The 20,477-nt window shown below is 73.7% G+C and carries 16 protein-coding genes; 9 read left to right on the top strand and 7 right to left on the bottom strand.

The genetic code is table 11. The features are described from left to right. Positions 1–151 precede the first annotated feature (151 nt). Positions 152–3,175, bottom strand: coding sequence for an AfsR/SARP family transcriptional regulator (locus ABD340_RS31380; protein ID WP_344593876.1), 3,024 nt, complete (start codon positions 3,173–3,175; stop codon positions 152–154). A gap of 85 nt (positions 3,176–3,260) precedes the next feature. Between ABD340_RS31380 and ABD340_RS31375 the strand changes: the two genes are divergently transcribed. Continuing rightward, positions 3,261–4,106 (top strand): NAD(P)-dependent oxidoreductase, encoded by an 846-nt coding sequence (locus ABD340_RS31375; RefSeq protein WP_344593875.1) that lies wholly within the window; start codon positions 3,261–3,263, stop codon positions 4,104–4,106. A gap of 90 nt (positions 4,107–4,196) precedes the next feature. On the opposite strand, the gene ABD340_RS31370 is transcribed toward ABD340_RS31375, so the two are convergent. Further along, positions 4,197–4,904 carry a hypothetical protein gene (locus ABD340_RS31370; protein ID WP_344593874.1) on the bottom strand — a complete coding sequence of 236 codons (708 nt, stop codon included), beginning with the start codon at positions 4,902–4,904 and terminating at the stop codon, positions 4,197–4,199. 274 nt (positions 4,905–5,178) lie between these two features. Between ABD340_RS31370 and ABD340_RS31365 the strand changes: the two genes are divergently transcribed. After that, complete coding sequence (locus tag ABD340_RS31365) at positions 5,179–6,639, top strand: hypothetical protein (RefSeq protein WP_344593873.1); 1,461 nt, start codon at positions 5,179–5,181, stop codon at positions 6,637–6,639. A 351-nt stretch (positions 6,640–6,990) separates the two neighbouring features. Here the strand turns inward: ABD340_RS31365 and ABD340_RS31360 are convergent, their stop codons facing one another. From ABD340_RS31360 to ABD340_RS31350, 3 genes are all read right to left on the bottom strand, one after another. Next, positions 6,991–7,773, bottom strand: a complete 783-nt coding sequence (locus tag ABD340_RS31360; protein WP_344593871.1) for an SAM-dependent methyltransferase — start codon at positions 7,771–7,773, stop codon at positions 6,991–6,993. Between the two features lie 68 nt (positions 7,774–7,841). After that, positions 7,842–8,654 (bottom strand): IPT/TIG domain-containing protein, encoded by an 813-nt coding sequence (locus tag ABD340_RS31355; RefSeq protein WP_344593869.1) that lies wholly within the window; start codon positions 8,652–8,654, stop codon positions 7,842–7,844. A 33-nt stretch (positions 8,655–8,687) separates the two neighbouring features. Beyond that, positions 8,688–9,905, bottom strand: coding sequence for a macrolide family glycosyltransferase (locus ABD340_RS31350; protein ID WP_344593867.1), 1,218 nt, complete (start codon positions 9,903–9,905; stop codon positions 8,688–8,690). 112 nt (positions 9,906–10,017) lie between these two features. On the opposite strand from ABD340_RS31350, the gene ABD340_RS31345 reads away from it, so the two are divergent. From ABD340_RS31345 to ABD340_RS31335, 3 genes are all read left to right on the top strand, one after another. Next, a complete protein-coding gene (locus tag ABD340_RS31345) occupies positions 10,018–10,608 on the top strand; it encodes a TetR/AcrR family transcriptional regulator (RefSeq protein WP_344593865.1) in 591 nt (196 codons plus the stop codon). Between the two features lie 99 nt (positions 10,609–10,707). Continuing rightward, positions 10,708–11,025: a hypothetical protein gene (locus ABD340_RS31340; RefSeq protein ID WP_344593863.1), complete on the top strand. Its 318-nt coding sequence runs from the start codon at positions 10,708–10,710 to the stop codon at positions 11,023–11,025. 38 nt (positions 11,026–11,063) lie between these two features. Beyond that, positions 11,064–12,062 (top strand): LLM class flavin-dependent oxidoreductase, encoded by a 999-nt coding sequence (locus ABD340_RS31335; RefSeq protein WP_344593862.1) that lies wholly within the window; start codon positions 11,064–11,066, stop codon positions 12,060–12,062. On the opposite strand, the gene gabT is transcribed toward ABD340_RS31335, so the two are convergent. Further along, complete coding sequence (gene gabT, locus ABD340_RS31330) at positions 12,059–13,438, bottom strand: 4-aminobutyrate--2-oxoglutarate transaminase (protein ID WP_344593860.1); 1,380 nt, start codon at positions 13,436–13,438, stop codon at positions 12,059–12,061. The genes ABD340_RS31335 and gabT overlap by 4 nt on opposite strands. Positions 13,439–13,529: 91 nt before the next feature. On the opposite strand from gabT, the gene ABD340_RS31325 reads away from it, so the two are divergent. The 4 genes from ABD340_RS31325 to ABD340_RS31310 all read left to right on the top strand — a co-directional run bounded on the left by ABD340_RS31325 (position 13,530) and on the right by ABD340_RS31310 (position 18,921). After that, on the top strand, positions 13,530–15,050 hold the full coding sequence (locus ABD340_RS31325; protein WP_344593858.1) for a PucR family transcriptional regulator: 1,521 nt from the start codon (positions 13,530–13,532) through the stop codon (positions 15,048–15,050). Positions 15,051–15,055: 5 nt separating this feature from the next. After that, positions 15,056–16,483 carry an aldehyde dehydrogenase family protein gene (locus ABD340_RS31320; protein ID WP_344593856.1) on the top strand — a complete coding sequence of 476 codons (1,428 nt, stop codon included), beginning with the start codon at positions 15,056–15,058 and terminating at the stop codon, positions 16,481–16,483. A 198-nt stretch (positions 16,484–16,681) separates the two neighbouring features. Then, a complete protein-coding gene (locus tag ABD340_RS31315; RefSeq protein ID WP_344593854.1) occupies positions 16,682–18,175 on the top strand; it encodes an aldehyde dehydrogenase family protein in 1,494 nt (497 codons plus the stop codon). After that, positions 18,172–18,921, top strand: a complete 750-nt coding sequence (locus ABD340_RS31310) for a gamma-glutamyl-gamma-aminobutyrate hydrolase family protein (RefSeq protein WP_344593853.1) — start codon at positions 18,172–18,174, stop codon at positions 18,919–18,921. The genes ABD340_RS31315 and ABD340_RS31310 overlap by 4 nt, the downstream gene beginning before the upstream one ends. Here the strand turns inward: ABD340_RS31310 and ABD340_RS31305 are convergent. Continuing rightward, positions 18,862–20,403, bottom strand: a complete 1,542-nt coding sequence (locus ABD340_RS31305; RefSeq protein WP_344593883.1) for a carboxyl transferase domain-containing protein — start codon at positions 20,401–20,403, stop codon at positions 18,862–18,864. The genes ABD340_RS31310 and ABD340_RS31305 overlap by 60 nt on opposite strands. Between the last annotated feature and the right edge of the window lie 74 nt (positions 20,404–20,477).

Genomic DNA, 20,477 nt, shown 5'->3' with positions numbered 1-20,477 from the left:
GCCGGAGAAGACCCCGGCCGCCGCCGGCGGCGGCGCCCCCGACATGGGCGGCATGGACTTCTGACCCGAGTCGACCTGAAGGGGGCGGCCCCACAGGGACCGCCCCCTTCAGGCATCAAGCCGCGCGCCGCGCAATTGAGCGTGGCCCCGCTCAGCGGGCGGGGGTGGTGGCCAGGCGGGCCGCGATGCGGTCCACGTCAGCGCGTTCGGCGGGCGGCAGGGGCGCGCCGGCGGACGCTCGGATCGCGCCGGCCTCCTCCAGCGAGCGCGCCGCCTCCGCCGGGTCGTCCAGCGCACCGGCCAGGCCCTCCAAAGCCAAGGCGACCGCGCGCGGGTTCCCGGTGGCGCGGGCCGCGGCCAGTCCCTCCTGGTGCAGGCGCAGGGCCGACTCCCGGTCGCCGCGCAGTTCGGCGATGAAGCCCAGTTCGGCGAGGACCAGGGCCAGGCCGGGACTGCCGTCGACGCCGCGGCACCAGTCGACCCATGCCAGCAGGTAGCCCTCGGCCTCGTCCAGGTCGCCGCGCCGCCGGGCGGCGAGGGCCAGCCCGACCTCGGCGAAGTTCTCCATCCGCCGGTGCGACCGTTCCCGCGCCAGCCGTGCCGCGCGCCGGTGCAGGTCGTCGGCGCGCCCGTGGTCGCCGTCCAGCAGCGCGACGCGGCCGAGCCGGCCCAGCTTGTACGCCACCTCCGTCCACAGCCCGAGTTCCTCGGCCATGCGCAGCCCGTCCTGGTGGTACGCGGCGGCACGCGGGTAGTCGCCCCTGGCCTCGGCGAGCACCCCCAGCGTCTCGGTGACCTGGAGCAGCCCCCACCGATCGCCGAGGTCGCGGAACAGCACCGCGCCGTGCTCGCCGTCCCGTTCCGCCGCGGCCAGATCGCCCCGCGCCATCGCCTGCGCGGCCCGGGAACTCAGCGCGGCGGCGACTCCCCACTCGTCGCCGGCGGCGGTGAACCCGTCGAACGCCAGGCCGATCAGGTCGTCGATGTCCGCCGGGTCGCCGAAACCGCGACGGGCGAAGGCGAGGAACCACGAGGCCCAGGCCCGGCCGTGCCCGTCCCCCGGCCCGTCGAACGCCGCCAGAACGGCCCTCGTCCGGTCCGCACGGCCCGCGCTGTCGCCGTCGAGCATGGCGATCCCGGCATGCCACGCCCGCGCCCGCGCGAGCAGCGCCGGATCGGCGTCGGGCGGGACCGCCCCGAGCACGCGCTCCAGAGCCCGCCGCGCCTCGCCCAGGCGTCCACGCAGCATCCACGACCAGGACAGGGCGTTCACCAGCCGCAGCGCGACCTCCGACGCCCCGGCATGTAGGGCAGCGTCCAGGGCCGCGCGCATGTTGGCACTCTCGGTGTTCAGACGGGCGAGCCATTCGCGCTGGTCACCCGTACGCAGCCGGGGTTCGGCACGTTCGGCGAGGTCGAGGTAGTAGCGGTAGTGGCGGCGCCGCGTCCGCTCGTGATCCCCCGCCTCGTCGAGACGCTCGACGCAGTACGCGGCGACCGATTCCAGCAGCCGGTAACGCGGCAGCCCGTCGGCGCCCTCGGCCATGACGACCAGCGACCGGTCGACCAGCCGGGCCAGCCGATCGAGGACGTCGCCGTCCCCGCACACCCGCTCGGCGGCCTCCAGCGTGCAGCCGTCCGCGTGCACGGCCAGGCGGCGCAGCACCCGCCGGTCCGGCTCCGGCAGCGGCTCGTGACTCCAGTCGATCACCGCCCGGAGGGTGCGCTGGCGGCGCGGCGCGCCCCGCGGCCCGCCCTCCAGCAGCCGGAAGCGGTCGTCCAGGCGGGCGGCCAGCTCGCGCACGCCCAGCGCGCGGACGCGGGTCGCGGCCAGCTCCAGCGCCAGGGGCAGGCCGTCCAGCCTCCGGCAGATCGCTGCCACCCACTCCGCGTTCCCCGCGTCCAGCGCGAACCCGGGCCCGGCGCGTGCCACGAACAGCTCGACCGCCCGCGGCACCTCCAGCGGCGGCACGGGCCACAGCCGCTCCCCGTACACCCCGAGCGGCTGCCGGCTCGTCGCCAGCACGCGCAGCCCGGGGACGCGGCGCAACAGCTCCGACACCAGCGCGCCGACCGGCTCCACCACGTGCTCGCAGTTGTCGAGGACCAGCAGCATCCGCCGGTCGCGCAGCGCCCCGGCCAGGCCGGCGGACGGCCGGTCGTCGTCCCGCAGCCCGAGCACCGCCGACACCATCGGGACCAGCGCCGTCCCCGCCGGATCGAGGGCGGCCAGCTCGACCAGCCACACCCCGTCGGGGTATTCCTCGACGACCTTCCCCGCCGCTTCGACCGCCAGCCGCGTCTTGCCGACCCCGCCCGGCCCGACCAGCGTCAGCAGCCGGGACTCCGCGAGCCGCGCCCGCACCTCGCGCAACGCGTCCGCCCGGCCCACCAGCTCTGTCACGGCGGCGGGCAGATTGGTCCGCGGGCGGACGTCCAGCGACGGGTCCTGCCGCAGGATCGCCTGGTGCAGGGCGGCGAGCCCGGGGCCCGGATCCAGCCCTAGTTCGTCCCGCAGCAGCCCGCGCAGCTCGGCATAGCTCCGCAGCGCCTCGTCCTGCCGCCCGGCACGGTAGAGGGCCCGCATGTGCACGGCGCGGAGCCGCTCCCTCAACGGGTGACCCGCGACATGCTCGGCGAGCTCCCCCGCCACCCGGTGGTGCTCCCCCAGCGCCAACCGGGCCTCGGCGCGCTCCTCGACGGCCGCGAGCCTCAACTCCTCCAGCCGCGCCGCCTCCACCCGGACGGACTCGACGTCCTCGAACCCGGCGAACGCCTCGCCCCTCCACAGGCCCAGCGCCTCGTCCAGCAACCCGGCCTTGGACCGCGGATCGGGGGCGGCGGCCGCCCGCTCGACGAGCTCCTCGAACACCCCGGCGTCGACGTCCCCGGCCGCGAGCACGTACCCGGGCGGGCGCGACTCCACCAGCGCCCGCGCCCCCGCCTCGGCGTCCTCCAGCGTCCGGCGCAGCTGCGAGACCCGGGCCTGCAACGTCGCCGCCGGACGGGACGGCGCGGGAGCACCGCCCCACAGATCGTCGATCAGCCGCCCGGAGGCCACCACGCGCCCGCGATGCGCGAGCAGTACCGCCAGCAGCGTGCGCACCTTCCGGTCGGGCACCGCGACCCGCTCCCCGGTCCGCACCTCCAGCGGCCCGAGCACTCCGAAACGCATGACGATCACCGTATGCGACCCGAAACGAACCCGAAGCGCCCCGCGCCATCCTGATCGGACCAACCATGATCAAGGAGCTGCGCACATGAAGGTAACGGTCCTGGGTCTCGGGCTCATGGGGACGGCGCTCGCCAAGGCCCTCCTGCGGAACGGCCACGAGACGACCGTCTGGAACCGCTCGGCCGGCAAGACCGTCGAGGGCGCCGTCCACGCCCGCACACCCGCCGCCGCGGTCGCCGCGAGCGACCTGGTCGTCGTGTGCCTGTCGGTGTACGAGAACGTCCAGGAGGTCCTGACCGAGGCGAGCGGCGCGCTCGCCGGCCGCACCATCGTCAACCTGACCAACGGCACGCCCCGCCAGGCCCGCGACATGGCCGAACGGGTCACCGGCTTCGGCGCCGACTACCTGGACGGCGGCATCATGGCCGTCCCGCCGATGATCGGAGGCCCGGAGGCCCTGATCCTCTACAGCGGCTCGCGGCACGCCTTCGACGCCCACCACGGCACCCTCGAGGCCCTCGCCGCCCCCCGCTTCATGGGCGAGGACACCGGCCTGGCGGCGCTGTACGACCTGGCGCTGCTCAGCGCGATGTACGGAATGTTCGGCGGCTACTACCACGCGATCGCGATGATCCGCACCGAGAAGATCACCGCTGCCGAGTTCACCCCGATGGTCTCCGCCTGGCTCACCGCGATGATGGCCGGCCTGCCCCTGGCGGCTCAGCAGATCGACAGCGGCGACCACCGGACCGAGGTGTCCAGCATCGCCAACAACAGCGCGGGATTCCCCAACCTGATCAACGCCTCGCGCGACCAGGGCGTCGGCACCGAGCTCCTGGACCCCGTTCACAGGCTCATCGACCGCGCCTCCGCCGAGGGGCACGACACCGACGCCCTGACCCGCCTCGTCGACCTGATCCAGACCCCATGACCCCTTGATCACCGGAGGAGGCGGGCGCCGCGGCCTGACGGCCAAGCGGCAGCGCGGCCCCGAACGCCGGGGCGAATCGGCCGCCGGTGGTCAGCCCTCGGCGCGGCCGGGGCCTTCGTGGCGGCGGCGCGGGGGCTCCGGGCGCTCCGGACGCTCGGAGACCTCGTCGGGACCGCGGCGCCCGGCCGCGTCCGGACGGGCACGGCTCGACGGCTCCGGAAGCGGATCCGCCGGTCGGGTCGGCGCCGGGACCTCCCCCTCCTTGAGCAGGCCGGCGGTCTGCGCGTACAGCAGACCGCGCGGGGTGATGTCCCAGGCGTTGTGCCGCCACTCCTTGCGGCGCCACACCACGCCCGCGGAGAGCAGCTTGCGGCCGACCCGGCTGATCTCGGTGTCGTCGGTGCCCAGTTCGGCGGCCAGCTGCTGGTTCGACAGGCCCTGCCGGCGCGCCACGGCGATCAGGAAACGCGCCGCGTGCCCGTCCGGGTGCAGGGAGAGCTGGAGCCCCGACGGCAGCCGACGCAACGCCCAGTGCACGGTGTCGATCAGGCCGAGGATGCGGCCGCGCTGCTCGCGCTGGTCGCCGTCCAGCGCCGGGGTGTCGAGATAGTGGGTGCGATGCAGCCACTGCAGGCCGTCCTGCACCTCGACGAGCGCCGGCTCGTCGGCGCAGAGGGAGGCGTCGGTGATGAGCATGCCCAGCGCGCTGAAGTGGCCGTCGCCGATGCTCTTGGCGTGCTCCATCGAATCGATCAGCCGGCGTACCTCGGTCCTGCGGTCGTGACCGAGCTGCGGCATTTGCCCCATGGTCTGCGCCTTTGAGTTCACGGCTCACTCCACGGTCTCGAGGAAGGGCTGACCACTTCAGGATGCGCCAATGCCAAGTGAAAGTCAAGTGATAGTCCCACTACGACCCGCCGAGGGTTCTGGACGGCCGTGACCGTTCCGGAACCCAGGATCGTCAACATCCGCATGGGTTTCTGTATCAGATGCCACTGATGAGACCAACTCGCGAGAGTTAGCATCGGTCGACCACCCGTGACCATCACTGTCAACCCCATGGGGGACGCTTATGACGGATCAGTTGGCGGCACCTGCCCGTGCGGCCCATCCCGCCGATCCAGCTGATCTCTTCATCCGGCTCTACGACGAGCTTCCCGACCGCCACTTCCAGGGGTGGGAGGCGACGAAGTGGTACGACGACGCGCAGGTGCGGCGACACGCCGGGGAGATCACCGAGATCGTCCTGGCGCTGGGCCGGCTGAGCCCCGAGATGACCGAGGAGATCATCGCCGCGGACGGCGACCGCGGCCGGTTCGCGATCCTGCTGGGCCTGGACGGCGCGCTCGCCCACGCCAACCCCTACGGCCCGTACCACGACGCGCCCGCGCTGAGCGGCCTGCTCGTCCAGTACCTCACCGAAGGTCGCTTCAACAACGACGAGCGCGAGGGCGCGCTGCTCCCCCGCTGCGCCTTCCCCGGACGCCCGAGCGGCCGCCGCACCAAGGCCGAGTTCTTCGGGGTCCACCGCGTCCCGCCCCGGGAATGGGCGAAGGTCGACCACTCCGTGCTGCCCGCCGTACACGACCCGCACTTCAACCGCGACGAACCGGTCGCCGTCGGTTGCGTACCCGTCCTGGAGACCTTCGACGACATCGAGATCGACTTCGAGCGGCGGTACGGCATGACCGTCTACCGGCTGCGGCCCAGCGGCTCCTCCGGTGTCCGCGCCCGGATCACCTCGATCATCAGGCGGCTCGACGAGGCGGGCGCCCAGATCGCCGTGATGCCCGAGGTGTCCCTGTCGGACACGCTGCTGGAGCACTGGAAGGAGGCCGCCTTCCACACCGCCGGCCGCGACCGCCACCGGCACCCGCTGCGCTTCCTCCTGCTGGGCAGCGGCCCGCTCGGCCCGGAGGACCCGCCGCCCAACCGGTCCGTCCTGATCGACCGCTGGACCGGCCGGGAACTCCTCATCCAGGACAAGCTGTCGGGCTTCACCCTGGACGCCGCCCAGATGCGCATGTGGCGGCTCCCGGGCGCGCCCTCCGAGGGCACCGCCGACGAGTATCTGACCCCCGGCACCAGGGTCGGCCTGCTCGATTCGGCCTTCGGCCGCCTGGCCGTCCTCATCTGCGAGGACCTCAGCCGCTCGATCGGTTGGGAGCGCGAGCTCCTCTCCTGCGGCGTGTCGCACCTGTTCGTCCCGATCTTCTCCAAGCCGATCCTGCGCCACCGCTGGGAGCAGCAGGCCGCCGAGCGCCAGATCTCCACGCTGGGCAGCTGGGTCACGGTCTCCAACAGCCTGGTGATCGGCACGGTCATCCCCGCCGACGAACTCCAGGGTCCCCGCTACACGTCCCTGGTCGCGGGCCCCGAGGGCCTGGAACGCACCTCCTACGCCAGCGCCATCCAGTTCGCCTGCGCCAAGACCGGTGACGAACCCGCCGTCCTGGACGACACCCGCACGCTCCCGACCGTCCTCCCAGGCGCCGCCTACGACCTTTGGCACGACCACTGGCCCACCCCCTAGGGGCGGCTGAGCAGCGAGTGGTTTCTTGAGGACGGGTTGCCCGGGCGGGCGCATGCCTGCTTGAACGGCGAAGCCGATCCTTTGGGCGTCGCGGCGACCCTGGTGACGCTGTCCCGGGGAGAGAGATCGCGTCGGGGTTCTAGGGCGTGTCTCGAAGTGGCCTCGGGTACCGCGCGAGCGCGCTACCTGGCCGATGGGGCGACGCCGGAGGCGAGCCTCACCGGGCAGATCGCGAAGCGATGTCGCGCTCGCCAAGGCCCGGTTAGGAGCGAGCCGCCAGGCGAGCGCCGTAGGCCGGGACTTTGAAACACAGCCTGGGGAGGGGCCGCGGTACGGGCTCGTAGCGGGAGGTCAGGAGTTCTTGCGGGCGACCCCGGCCAGCAGCTTGCCGTCGACCATGGGCTCGTCGGCACGCCACTTGAAGACGTCGACCAGGCCCGGGTCGAGCAGCTCGAATCCGTCGAAGAAGCGCTCGATCCGCTCACGGGATCGCAGGGTGAGCGGCGAGGTCGCGCCCCGGTAGGAGCGGGTGACGGCGTCGACCTCCGCCGGGGAGAACCCCTCGGAGCTGGTCGTGCTGATGACCAGGTGGCTGCCGGCGACCATCCGCTCTCGCAGCGTCGCCAGGATCTGCTCCGGGTCCTCCTCGTCGGACACGAAATGCAGCACCGCCAGGCACAGCACGCCGACCGGCTGGGTGAAATCGATGAGGGAATCGACGTCGGGGTGCTCCAGGATCCGCGCCGGCCGGCGTACGTCCTCGTCGATCGTCACCACTCCGTCGGGGGTGGCCCGCAGCGCCCGGTTGTGCGTCATCACGATCGGGTCGTTGTCGACGTACACCACGCGTGCCCCGGGGTGGATCTCGCGGGCCACCTCATGCACGTTGGGAGAGGTCGGGATGCCGGTGCCCAGATCGATGAACTGCCGGACTCCCGCCCGGGCCAGCGCCCGCACCGCCCGCACCATGAACCGCCGGTTGCCCTGCGCCATCCCCTTGGCGTTCGGCGTCGCCTCCAGCAGCCTGGCCGCGGCCTCCCGGTCGACGGCGAAGTTGTCCTTGCCGTCCAGCAGGAAGTCGTAGATGCGGGCGGTGCTCGGGGTGGTCACATCGATCTCGTTGCCTTCGATCACACGCAGATGATCGCGCGTCGCCGCCGCACTGGGTGGTCATTTTGTCGAAGATGTCCGGCGTTGGTCGTCTAGACCACTGGCTCTTCGACGGTGAAGTCGGTGGGGCCGGTCGCGGAACCGCTCGGGGTGATGACGGTGAGGCGGCCGGTGGTGGCGCCGGGCGGCACGATGGTCTGCAGGCGGGTGTCGGTGACGTCGGTGACCGGGGCGTCGACGCCGCCGAAGCGGACGCCGGACGCCGAGCCGAGACCCACGCCGCGGATGACGACCATGCCGCCGACCGGGGCGGCGCCGGGCTCGACCGAGTGGACCTGCGGCGGTAACGCCTGGTCGCGTCCCGCCTGCGCGGGGCTGAGCAGGGTCGCGAAGACCGCTCGCAGCTTCTCCGCTGTCTCCTGCGAGAACAGGCCGACCAGCGCGGCGACGGCGGTGACACCGTAGGGGTTCACGTCGGAGGAGCCGCCGGCCGGGGAGGTCAGCCCACCGCGCAGCACCAGGTACACCATCAGTGCGAGCAGGGCGCCGATGAGCGGCAGGAACAAGTACATCATCAGCCAGCTGCGCCGCAGCGACCGGTTCCCGACGTACCAGTAGAGGGAGCGCAGCGAGTGGACGACGCCGCCGATCGCGCCGGCCGCCAAGACGGTGACGAACAGGCATTCCTCCCGCGTCAGCCTGGGCGCCCAGCCGAACAGCCGTACGGCCACGACGTTCACGGGGGCCTCGGGCCGCCCGTCCCGTCCGATCTGCGGCGCGGGCGGCCATGCCTGGACGAGGACGACCACCAGGCCCGACGTGAACAGCAGCAGGATCACCGCGATAAGGACGATGTCCCGCGTCCGCGCGTACTCGCTGCCGACCGCCGACTCGCCGCCCGCCAAAGCGCGCCCCCGTCCCCCGCCAGAACCGCTCGCTTATACATCGACGGCCTCCGCGCTCGTGTTTCTCGCGGGCAGCAGCTCTTCGACAAGGTCGGCCGCGCGGGCGGTGCCGCCCTCGGTGCGCAGTTCGGCGCGGATCCCGGCCAGCCCGGCGGCGACCTCGTCGTCGGAGGTGAGGTCGAGAAGCGCGGTGCGGAGCGCTTCGGCGGTGGCGTCGCCGGCGTCGATCCGGCGGCCCACGCCGATCTCGGCGAGCATGTCCGCGTTCATGAACTGGTCGACGGCCTGCGGCACGGCGATCATCGGGACGCCGCAGTAGAGGCCCTCGTTGACGCCGCCGCTGCCGGCGTGGGTGACGAACGCGTCGGCCCGCTCCAGGACGGCCAGCTGCGGCACCCAGCGATGCACCTCGACGTTGGCGGGGACGGCGCCCAGATCGTCCTCCTTCACATGCCGGCCGATCTGCAGCACCACATGCCAGCCGGGTAGGCCGCCGAAGGCCTTGAGACACTCGCGGTAGAAGGCCGGACGGTCGGTGAACGCGGAGCCGAGGGAGATCAGCAGCACCTTCTCCGCGCTGGACGGGGGCTGCCAGTCGCCCTGGTCGGCGCGGTCCCCCAGGCAGGGGCCGATGAAGGTGTAGCGGCGGGGGTCGACGCGGTCGGCGTTGGGCTGCATCGCTCTGGGGATCAGGGCCAGGCCGCGCTCGGGGTAGGCGACGAAGCGGTTGCCGTCGGTCTCGGTGGCGCCGTTGGCCTCCAGCCAGGCGGTGAAGCGCCGGTGGTGCTCGGCGCCGCGCGGGTCGCTGCGCATGGCCTCCAGCTGTTCGGCGTTGTCCTCGGCGTAGCCCTCCCAGGCGACGGCGGATGGGGAGAGCTGCATGCAGGGGATGCCCCAGTCTTCGGCGAGGACGCGCGCCGGGTAGCCCGTCATGTCGTAGAGGAAGAGGTCGGGCCGGTCGTGCTCGTACGCGGCGCGGAGCGTGGGCAGCATCGCGATGGCGTCGTCGAGGAAGAGGTCGATCTGCTCGATCGGGTCGTCGGGCCAGGCCCCGGGTTCGTCGTGGCCGGGCAGGGTCGAGCGGTACGGGACCGGCTCCGCTCCCACGGCGGTGATCGTGTCGGCGTACGAGGGGTCGTTGGCGTAGGTGACGCGGTGGCCGCGGGCGACCAGCTCGCGGATGATCTCCAGGCTCGGGTTCACGTGGCCGGGGGCCGGGATGCTCACCATGGCGATGTGCCGGCGGGTCATGATCGCTCCAATCCGCGAGACGGTTCGTCTCGCCTCGCAACGAGACGATACGTCTCGGATTGAAAGCTTGTCAAGACGAGACGTATCGGATCGCCTGCGGTACGTTCTGGGCATGAGTCCCGATCCGACACGCCGCAGCGAGCGCTCCCGGCAGGCGATCCTCACGGCGACCCGCGAGCTGCTCTTCGACGTGGGCTACGGGAACCTGACCATCGAGGGCATCGCGCACCGCGCCGGGGTCGGCAAGCAGACGATCTACCGGTGGTGGCCGTCCAAGGGGGCGGTGATGTTCGAGTCGCTGGTGCCCGCGGACGGGCCGGACGCGGCCCTGCCCGACACCGGGGACGTGGAGGCCGATCTGAGGACGGTGCTGCGTGCCGTGGTCGAGCAGTTCAACACGCCCCACCTGGAGAGGATGACGCGGGCGCTGGCGATCGAGGTCCACAACGATCCGGTGCTCGGCCGGGAGATGGTCGAGCGGCTGCTCCAGCCGCAACTGGAGCTGACCAAGGAGCGGTTGCGGGCCGCCCAGCGGACGGGTGAGCTGGCGGCGGACCTGGATCTTCAGGTGGCGGTCGAGTTGCTGTTCGGCCCCGTGTTCCACCGGTGGATGCTGCGCACCGCCCCGCTGACTCCGGAGTACGCGGACACGGTGGCGAGCATGGCGGTGGCGGCCATGCGCCCCCAGCCCGCCCGACGATGACCGATGGTCCGCGGTTCGCCCCCTGTCGTGCGGCTTCGCTCGGGCGTATGATCCAGATCACTTGAACGAACGCTTGCTCCTAGTGAACGGTGATCCGGCATGAGCGAAGCCGCCCCCGCCCCCGGTTCCCTGCACCAACCCAAGATCGCCGCGCCCTCGTACGGGTTCGGCGTCGGGCCCGATGGCGCGTACACCCGCACGGGCCAGGTGCTCGCGTTCCTGGCCGGCCTCTGGACGATGGTCCTGTTCTTCCCGCTGCTCTTCCCCGGCGCCCTGCTCTACGCCCGCGCCGAGGAGGTGTTCGAGCAGGACCCGGCACGCGCTCGGACGCTGATGCTCTGGTCCTGGCTCAGCATCACGGTCGCCCCGCTCTTCGGAGGGGCCCTGCTGGTCGGCGTGTCGCTGCTCCTCCGGTAGCCGGGAAGAGGACGGCCGATCCCGGGGTTGCACCGATCATGAGCGTCCCCTTCTCGGTTCTCGACCTGTCCCCCGTGGTGAGCGGATCCACGTCCGCGCAGGCCCTTCGCAACACCCTCGACCTGGCCCGGCACACCGAGGCGCTCGGCTTCCACCGGTACTGGCTGGCCGAGCACCACGCGATGCCCGGGATCGCCAGTTCCGCCACGGCCGTGCTCATCGGCCAGGTCGCGGCGGCCACGGCCAGGATGCGGGTGGGGTCGGGCGGGGTCATGCTGCCCAACCACGCGCCGATGGTGGTGGCCGAGCAGTTCGGGACGCTGGAGGCCCTCTACCCGGGACGCATCGACCTCGGCCTGGGCCGGGCCCCCGGGACCGACCAGGCGACGGCGAAGGCTTTGCGCCGTTCGCCGGACGCGCTGTCCGTCGACGACTTCCCCGAGCAGGTGCACGAGTTGCGGGCCTACTTCGGCGCGCAGAGCACGGTGACCCCGGCGGCGGGGAACGAGCCTCCGGTGTGGCTGCTGGGCTCCAGCGGGTACAGCGCACGGTTGTCGGGCCTGCTGGGCCTGCCGTTCGCGTTCGCCCACCACTTCAGCTCCGAGAACACGATCCCGGCGCTCGATCTCTACCGCGAGTCGTTCCGGCCGTCCGAGACGCTGGACCGTCCGTACGCGATGATCGCAGTGTCGGTGACGGCGGCCGACACCGACGAGCGGGCGCGCGAGCTGGCCGCCCCGCAGGCGCTGCAGTTCCTGCGGCTGCGGCGGGGCCTGCCGGGGCCGCTGCCCAGCCCCGAGGAGACCGCCGCCCACCCGTACACGCCGTTCGAACGCGAGATCATCGAGTCGCGGCTGTCGGGACAGGTCATGGGCGGTCCGGAGACGGTGCGGGCGCAGCTGGACGCGCTGCTGGAGCGGACCCGGGCAGACGAGGTGATGGTGATGACCTCGGTGTACGAGCACAAGAACCGGCTGCGCTCGTACGACCTCCTCGCCGACGTCTATGCCGCCGAGCTCACCACGGCGACCCGCTAGCCGGCGGAGGCCGCCGCGGCGAACGACTCCTCGAGGACGTCCAGGCCCTCGCTGAGCAGGTGTTCGGGGATGACGAGCGGCGGCAGGAAGCGCAGCACGTTGCCGTGGGTGCCCGCCGTGAGCACCAGGAGTCCGGCGGCGTGGCAGCGGCGCGCGACCTCGGCCGTCAGCTCGGGGTTCGGTTCCTTCGCCCCGGCGCCGCGCACCAGCTCGACCGCCGTCATCGCGCCGCGCCCGCGGACGTCCCCGATCTCGGGGTGGCGGTCGGCGAGGGCGCGCAGCCTGGGCAGCATCACCTCGCCGATGGCGCGCGCCCGGTCGACGAGCTTCTCGTTCTCGATCTCCTCCAGGACCGCCAGCGCGGCCTCGCACGAGACCGGGTTGCCGCCGTAGGTCCCGCCCAGCCCGCCCGGGTGGATCTTGTCCAGGACGTCGGCGCGGCCCGTGACGGCCGCCAGCGGCAGCCCGCCCGCGATGCCCTTGGCCGTGGTGACGATGTCGGGGACGACGCCCTCGTGCTCGCAGGCGAACAGGTCGCCGGTGCGGGCGAACCCGGTCTGCACCTCGTCGGCGATGAACAGGATGCCGTGCGTCCGGCAGAAGTCGGCGATCGCGGGCAGGAACCCGGGCGCGGGCTCGATGAAGCCGCCCTCGCCCTGGATCGGCTCGATCACCACGCCGGCGACGTTCTCCGGGCCGATCTGCTTGGTGATCTGGTCGATGGCCTGGGCCGCCGCCTCCGGGCCGCAGTTCTCGGCGCCGCCCGGCCAGCGGAAGGGGTAGGCCATCGGCATCCGGTACACCTCGGGCGCGTACGGGCCGAAGCCGTGCTTGTAGGGCATGTTCTTGGCGGTGAGCGTCATCGTGAGCAGCGTCCGGCCGTGGTAGCCGTGGTCGAACGCCACGATCGCCTGCCGTCCGGTGGCGTAGCGGGCGGCCTTGACGGCGTTCTCCACCGCCTCGGCGCCGCTGTTGACCAGGAAGGTGCGCTTGTCGTGGTCGCCGGGGGTGAGCCGGTTGAGGGCCTCGCAGACCGCGACGTACGACTCGTACGGCGCCACCATGAAGCACGTGTGGGTGAAGCGCTCCGCCTGGGCGGCGACCCGCTCGGCGACCCTCGGGTTGGCGTTGCCGACGTTGGTGACGGCGATGCCCGAGCCGAAGTCGATGAGGGAGTTGCCGTCCACGTCGACCACGACGCCGCCGCCCGCGTCGGCCACGTACACCGGCAGCACGCTGCTCACCCCGGGCGCGACCGCGGCGGCGCGGCGCTCCTGCAGCTCGCGCGAGCGGGGGCCGGGGATCCCGGTGACGACGCGGCGTTCCTGGGCGAGGCGGTGCACGCCGGACGGCGTGCCGATGATCTGGCTGCTCATGGCGCGAACATAGGCCGGTCAGGATCTACCCTGAACCGTACGGACCGGCGAATCGGAGTCGCCGCGTTCGACGTCCCGTAAGGAGCCGCACGTGCCTCCCAGCCTCCGTCAGGTGGCCGCGCTGCCGCAGCTGGGCCTGCGCCCGCTGACCGAGGTGCCGCGGAACGCGCCGGTGCGGTGGGTGGCGGTGAGCGAGCTGGAGGATCCGACGCCGTTCCTGGAGGGCGGCGAGCTGGTGCTGACGACCGGGATGCGGCTCACGGCCGAGGGCGCCGGGCCGTACGTCGAGCGGCTGGTGGTGCGGGGCGTGGCCGGGCTGGGCTTCGCGGTCGGGGTGATCCACCAGACCGTTCCGGCGGAGCTGGTGGCGGCGGCCCGCGTGCAGGGCCTGGCGCTGCTGGAGGTGCCGCGGCCGACGCCGTTCATCGCGGTGGGCAAGGCGGTATCGCGGCTCCTGGCGGCCGAGTGGTACGAGGACGCGACCCGTTCGGCGCAGGCGCAGCGGGAGCTGACCCGGGCGGCCCTCCGGGGGCCCGGCCCGCTGATCGTGCGGCTGGCGCGGGAGCTGGGCGGCTGGGCGCTGCTGCTGGACGCCGCCGGGGACGTCCGGCACGCCGAGCCCGCCCGGGCCCGGCGCCGCGCCCCCGGCCTGGCGCCCGAGCTGGCCCGGCTGCGGCGGACGCAGAGGTCCCAGGACGGGCCCGCGAGCATCGCGCTGTCGGGTGAGGACGGGCAGGTGGTCGTGCAGGCGATCGGGCTGGGCGGACGGCCGCGCGGGTTCCTCGCCATCGGCACGGCCGATCCGCTGCCGCCCGCCGCGCACACGATCGTGGGCTCGGCGGTCGCGCTGCTCACCCTCCAGTCGGAGCGGCCGCGGCAGTCGCGCCGGCTGCGGGCGGCGCTCGCGGGCCGGATGCTGGGGCTGCGCACGTCCGGGACGGCGGGCGCCGGGCTGCCCGATCCGCCGGTGCGGGTGCTGGCGTGCGCCGGCGGGGCCGCCGTGCTGGACGCGCTGGAGGACGACCCGGCGGCCGAGCACTGCCTGGCGGTACCGCTGGCGGACGGCCCGTGCGCGGTGATCGTCCCGGATCGGCTGGCGGACCAGGTGGCGGCACTGGCGCGGGCGACCGGCCCGGTCGGGGTGAGCGGCCCGGCCGATGACCTCGACTCGCTCGGCGCCGCCCTGGCGCAGGCGGAGCAGGCGCTGCCGGCCGCCCGCCGGGTCCGGGCGGACGCCGACAGCCCGTACGGCGTGCTGCATTACGCCGATCTGCCCGGCCAGGGCCTGCTCGGCCTGCTCGATCCCGGTCCGGCGCAGGGGTTCGCGGAGGCGCTGCTGGCCCCGCTGCGCGGCGAGGACCCCGCGCTGCTGCTCTCGCTGCGCGCCTACCTGGCGGCGAACGGGCAGGGCGAGGCGGCCGCGCGGGCGCTCGGAGTGCACCGCCACACGCTGCGGAGCAGGATGCGCAGAACGGCCGAGTTGCTGGGCCGCGACCTGGACGATCCGGCGGTCCGCGCCGAGTTGTGGATCGCGCTCGCCGTAACGGCCAATGACGACGGCCCGATTCGACAGGCTGGAGGCTCCCCCGGCGGCCCGGCGGAGATAGCGTGAGGGCCATGGACGTGACCCCATTCTGGCTGGCCGGTCGGCCCGCGACCGGTGACGAGCAACTGACCGTTACCCACCCCTACGACGGACGCGTCGTGGGGACCGCCGCCGTACCGACCCCGGAACAGGTCGAGCGGGCGGTGGCCGCCGCGGACGCGGTGCGCCGGGACGCCGCCGCACTCCCGCTGCACGTGCGCGCGGAGGCGCTCGCGCACGTGTCCGCACGGCTGAAGGAGCGCTCCGAGGAGGTCGCCCGGCTGATCACGGGCGAGAACGGCAAGCCGCTGCTGTGGGCGCGCGGCGAGGTGAACCGGGCGATCGCCACCTTCCGGTTCGCCGCCGAGGAGACCCGCCGCTGGAGCGGTACGACCCAGCGGCTCGACACCGACCCCGCCGCCGACGGGCGGATGGCCTATGTCGCCCGGGTGCCCAAGGGCTCGGTGCTGGGCATCTCGCCGTTCAACTTCCCGCTCAACCTCACCGCGCACAAGATCGCCCCAGCGATCGCGGTCGGCGCGCCGATCGTGGTCAAGCCCGCGCCCGCCACCCCGCTGTCGGCGCTGCTGCTGGGCGAGCTGCTGGCCGAGACCGACCTGCCCGAGGGCATGTTCTCCGTCCTGCCGGTGCCCAACGACCGGGCCGGCGACCTGGTGCTGGACCCGCGGCTGCCGATCGTGTCGTTCACCGGCTCGGTCCCGGTCGGCTGGTCGATCCGCGACCAGGTGCCGCGCAAGCACGTCACGCTGGAGCTGGGCGGCAACGGCGCGGCGGTGGTGCTGCCCGACTCCGACCTCGACTGGGCGGCGTCCCGGATCGGCCTGTTCTCCAACTACCAGGCCGGGCAGAGCTGCATCGCGGTGCAGCGGGTGTTCGTCGACCGCTCGGTGTACGAGGAGTTCGTGCCCAAGCTGGTCGAGTCGGTGAACGCGCTGGTGACCGGCGACCCGTGGGACGACAAGACCCAGGTCGGCCCGCTGGTCAGCCAGGACGCCGCGGAGCGGGTCGAGGCGTGGGTCGGCGAGGCGGTCGCCGCCGGCGCCAAGGTGCTGGCCGGCGGCACCCGCGAGGGCGCCGCGTACGCGCCGACGGTGCTGGCCGACGTGCCGGCCGACGCCAGGGTGCAGCGCGACGAGGTCTTCGGGCCGGTCCTGCTGGTCCAGCCGGTCGACGGCGTGGACGAGGCCTTCGACCTGGTCAACGCGTCCGACTTCGGGCTGCAGGCGGGGGTGTTCACGCGGAACCTCGACATCGCGTTCCGGGCGCACCGGGAGCTGGACGTCGGCGGCGTGGTGATCGGCGACGTGCCGTCCTACCGGGCCGACCAGATGCCGTACGGGGGCGTGAAGGACTCCGGCGTCGGCCGCGAGGGCCTGCACTCGGCGATGACCGACTACACCGAAGAGAAGGTCATGGTCTTCACGGGCCTTCCGCTCTGAGGCTGAATTGATTGCAACCCCGGCCCAGGGATACTCGCCTGGCGGCTCGCATCCCTGACCGTGCTTGGTGCGAGCGCGACATCGCTTCGCGATCTGGCCGGTGAGGCTCGCCTTCGGCTTCACCTCACCGGCCAGGTAGCGCGCTCGCGGCGGTACCTGACCACTTGAAGACAGTCCCAAAACTGCATAGGAGGGATCTTGACCGGCGTCCCGTACGAGGAATGGCTTGCCCGGGCCGAGCGGCTCGATCCGTGCACCGGCCTCCACATCGACGGCGCGTTCTCCGCGGGCGCGGGCACCCTGCCCGTCGTGTCCCCGCGGGACGGCCGCACGATCGCGCGGGTCGCCGCCGCCGGCGCGGCCGACGTGGACCGGGCCGTGGCCGCCGCGCGGCGCGCGTTCGACGAGGGCCCGTGGCCGCGGCTGGCGCCCGCCGAGCGCAAGGCGGCGCTGCTCCGCCTGGCCGCTCTCGTGGAACGTGACAGGGCGACGCTCTCGCTGCTGGTCAGCCTGGAGATGGGCAAACCGATCGGCGAGGCGTACGGCATCGAGCTGCGCGCGGTCATCGGCTGCCTGCGCTGGTACGCCGAGGCCGCCGACAAGCAGCTGGACGAGTCGCCGCGCACCGGCGAGGGCTCGCTCGCGCTCGTCACCCGCGAACCGGTCGGGGTCGTGGCCGCGGTCGTCCCGTGGAACTTCCCGCTGCTCATGGCCGCCTGGAAGCTCGCGCCCGCGCTCGCCGCGGGCTGCGCGGTCGTGCTGAAGCCGGCCGAGGAGTCGCCGCTGTCGGCCCTACACCTGGCCGCGCTGGCCGCCGAGGCCGGGCTGCCGCCGGGGGTGTTCAACGTGGTGAGCGGGCGGGGCGAGGTCGCCGGGCGGGCGCTCGGCGAGCACCCGGGCGTCGACGCCGTGGCGTTCACCGGATCCGGCGAGGTCGGACGGCACTTCCTGCGGTACGCGGCGGGCTCGAACCTGAAGCGGGTCTGGCTGGAGCTGGGCGGCAAGTCGCCCAACATCATCCTGCCCGACGCCCCCGACCTGGACGCCGCCGCCGACACCGCCGCCTGGGGGATCTTCTTCAACGCCGGGGAGATGTGCACCGCGCCGTCCCGGCTGCTGGTGCACCGGTCGGTCGCCGACCGGGTGCTGGACCGGATCGTCGCCCGCGCCGGGACGATCCGGGTCGGCGACCCGCTGGACCCGGCCACCGAGATGGGCCCGCTGGTGTCGGCCGCGCAGCGCGAGCGGGTGCTGTCGTACGTGGCGGACGGGGGCGCGGCCGGCGCCCGGCTGCGGGCCGGCGGCGACGGGCGGCCCGGCGGCGTCCACGACGCCGGCCAGTTCGTGAAACCGACGGTGTTCGACCGGGTCGGGCCGGAGATGCGGATCGCCCGCGAGGAGATCTTCGGGCCGGTGCTGGCGGTGCTGGAGTTCGCCGACGCCGACGAGGCGGTGCGGCTGGCCAACGACACCGACTACGGGCTCGCCGCCGCGGTGTGGACCTCCGACCTGTCCACCGCGCACCGGGTATCCCGCGCGCTCAAGGCCGGGACGGTGTGGGTGAACTGCTACGAGGAGGGCGACATGAGCGTGCCGTTCGGCGGGATGAGGCAGTCCGGCCACGGCCGCGACAAGTCGCTGCACGCCCTCGACAAGTACACCGAGCTGAAGACGACCTGGATCACTCTGTGAGCAGGCCGCTGATCGCGCTTCCGGCGCGGTTCTCGGCGCGGGCGTCGGCGCTGCGGTACGCCGCGGAGGTCGCCGCCCGCGCGCTGGTCGAGGCGGTGTGGCGGGGCGGCGGCGAGCCGTTCGTCATGCACCCGGCCGACCCGGCGGACGTGGCCGGGCGGCTGGCGCGGTGCGACGGCGTGCTGCTGCCCGGCGGCGGGGACCTCCACCCCCGCCACTACGGCGGATCCGGCGAGCACGAGGCCCTGTACGACGTCGACGAGGAGCAGGACGCCTTCGACCTCGCCGTGGCCGCGCACGCGCTGGAGTCGGGGCTGCCGCTGCTGGCGGTCTGCCGGGGCCTCCAGATCGTGAACGTGGTGCGCGGCGGCACGCTGCGCCAGCACATGGACGCCGAGCACCGCCACCTCGTCCACCCGGTCGCGGTCGAGTCCGGCACCCTGCTGGCCGGGGTCCTCGGCTCGGGCGGGACGGACGCGTCCTGCTACCACCACCAGGACATCGAGGTCCTGGGCCGGGGACTGGCCGTCACCGCGCGCGCCGCCGACGGCACCGTCGAGGGCGTGGAGTACGCCGACGCGGGCGGCGAGGCCGGCTGGTTCCTGGGCGTCCAGTGGCATCCGGAGGACACCGCCGCCACCGACCCCGCCCAGCAGGCGGTCTTCACCGCGCTCGTCACCGCAGCCTCAGCGCCCCAGGGTCCGGTAGCGGTGGTCGCGGGCGGCGAGCCGGTCGGCGGACGGTAGCCCGGCCAGCTCGGCGAGCGCCCGTTCGACGGCGCCGGCCGCCCGGCGGCAGAACGCCTCGGGCTCGTCGGCGGCGTCCGGGCGCTCGTCCACCAGCTCGTCCACCAGGCCGTTCCGCAGCAGGTCGGCCGAGCGCACGCCCTGTGCCTCGGCCAGCTCCGCCGCCCGCGCGGGGGTGCGGTGCACGATCACCGAGGCGCCCTCGGGCGGCAGCGGCGCCAGCCAGGCGTGCCGGGCGGCCAGCACCCGGTCGGCGGGCAGCAGCGCCAGCGCCGCTCCCCCGGTCCCCTCCCCCATCAGCAGGCAGACGGTCGGGGCGGAGACGGTGATCAGGTCGGCCAGGCAGCGGGCGATCTCCCCGGCCAGGCCGCCCTCCTCCGCCTCGGCGGACAGCACCGCGCCCGGGGTGTCGACCACGGTGACCAGCGGCAGGCCCAGCTCGGCGGCCAATCCCATGCCGCGGCGGGCGACGCGCAGGCCGGCGGGGCCGAGCGGTCGGCCCTCGCGCTGGCTGCGCCGGTCCTGGCCGACGACGACGCAGGGCGTGCCGCCGAAACGGGCCAGCGCGAGCAGCAGCCCCGGGCCGGCCTCGCCCTGCCCGGTGCCCGACATGGGGGTCACGCGGTCCGCCCCGTACCGCAGCAGCTCGCGGACGCCGGGACGGCCGTCGCGGCGCGACCGCTCGATCGACTCCCAGGCCGTCCCCTCCGCCGCCGGCGCGGATCGCGGCCGCCGGTCCGGCTCCGGGCCGGCCAGCCGGGGGGAGATCACCGAACGCCCGTCATGGGCGGCGCTGCCGCACAGCACGTCCAGGGCCTCGGCGGCGATCCCGCCGAGCTCGTCGATGCCGACGACGGCGTCGACCAGGCCCTTGGCGAAGAGGTTCTCGGCGACCTGGACGCCCTCGGGGAACGGCTCCCCGTACAGGCCCTCGTAGACGCGGGGGCCGAGGAAGCCGATCAGCGCGCCCGGCTCGGCGGCGGTCAGGTGGCCGAGCGAGCCCCACGAGGCGAAGACCCCGCCGGTCGTCGGATGCCGCAGGTGGACCAGGTAGGGCAGCCCGGCGGCGCGGTGCCGGGTGACCGCGGCGGTGATCCTGGCCATCTGCGCGAACGCGACCGTCCCCTCCTGCATCCGGGTCCCGCCCGACGCCGGCGCGGCCACCAGCGGCAGCCCCTCCGCGGTCGCGCGTTCCACCGCGGCGACGATCCGCTCGGCGGTCGCCAGCCCGATCGAACCGGCCAGGAATCCGAACTCCGACACCACGTAGGCGACCCGCCGCCCGCGCAGCAGCCCCTCACCGGTGATCACGGCCTCGTCGCAGCCGCTGCGCTCGCGGGCCGCCGCCAGTTCCCGCGCGTATGCGGTGCCCGGTTCGGCGACGGCCAGCGGCTCGGTGTCCCAGGATCGCCGGCCCGGCCCGTCCAGCACCCGGTGCAGTAGCTCGCGCGCCCCGACCCGGCCGCCCGGCGATCCCGGCATGCCCACCTCCAGCGCCGTCCGCGTGCGCACCAGCGGGTCCGCGTTCTGTTGCGCGCCGCTCTCGACGAACAAGA

It is taken from the genome of Actinomadura vinacea, from assembly GCF_039532545.1.
Lineage (GTDB): Bacteria > Actinomycetota > Actinomycetes > Streptosporangiales > Streptosporangiaceae > Spirillospora > Spirillospora vinacea.
The sequence above is the reverse complement of the archived record's forward strand: the minus strand, read 5'-3'. Positions and strand labels throughout refer to the sequence as shown.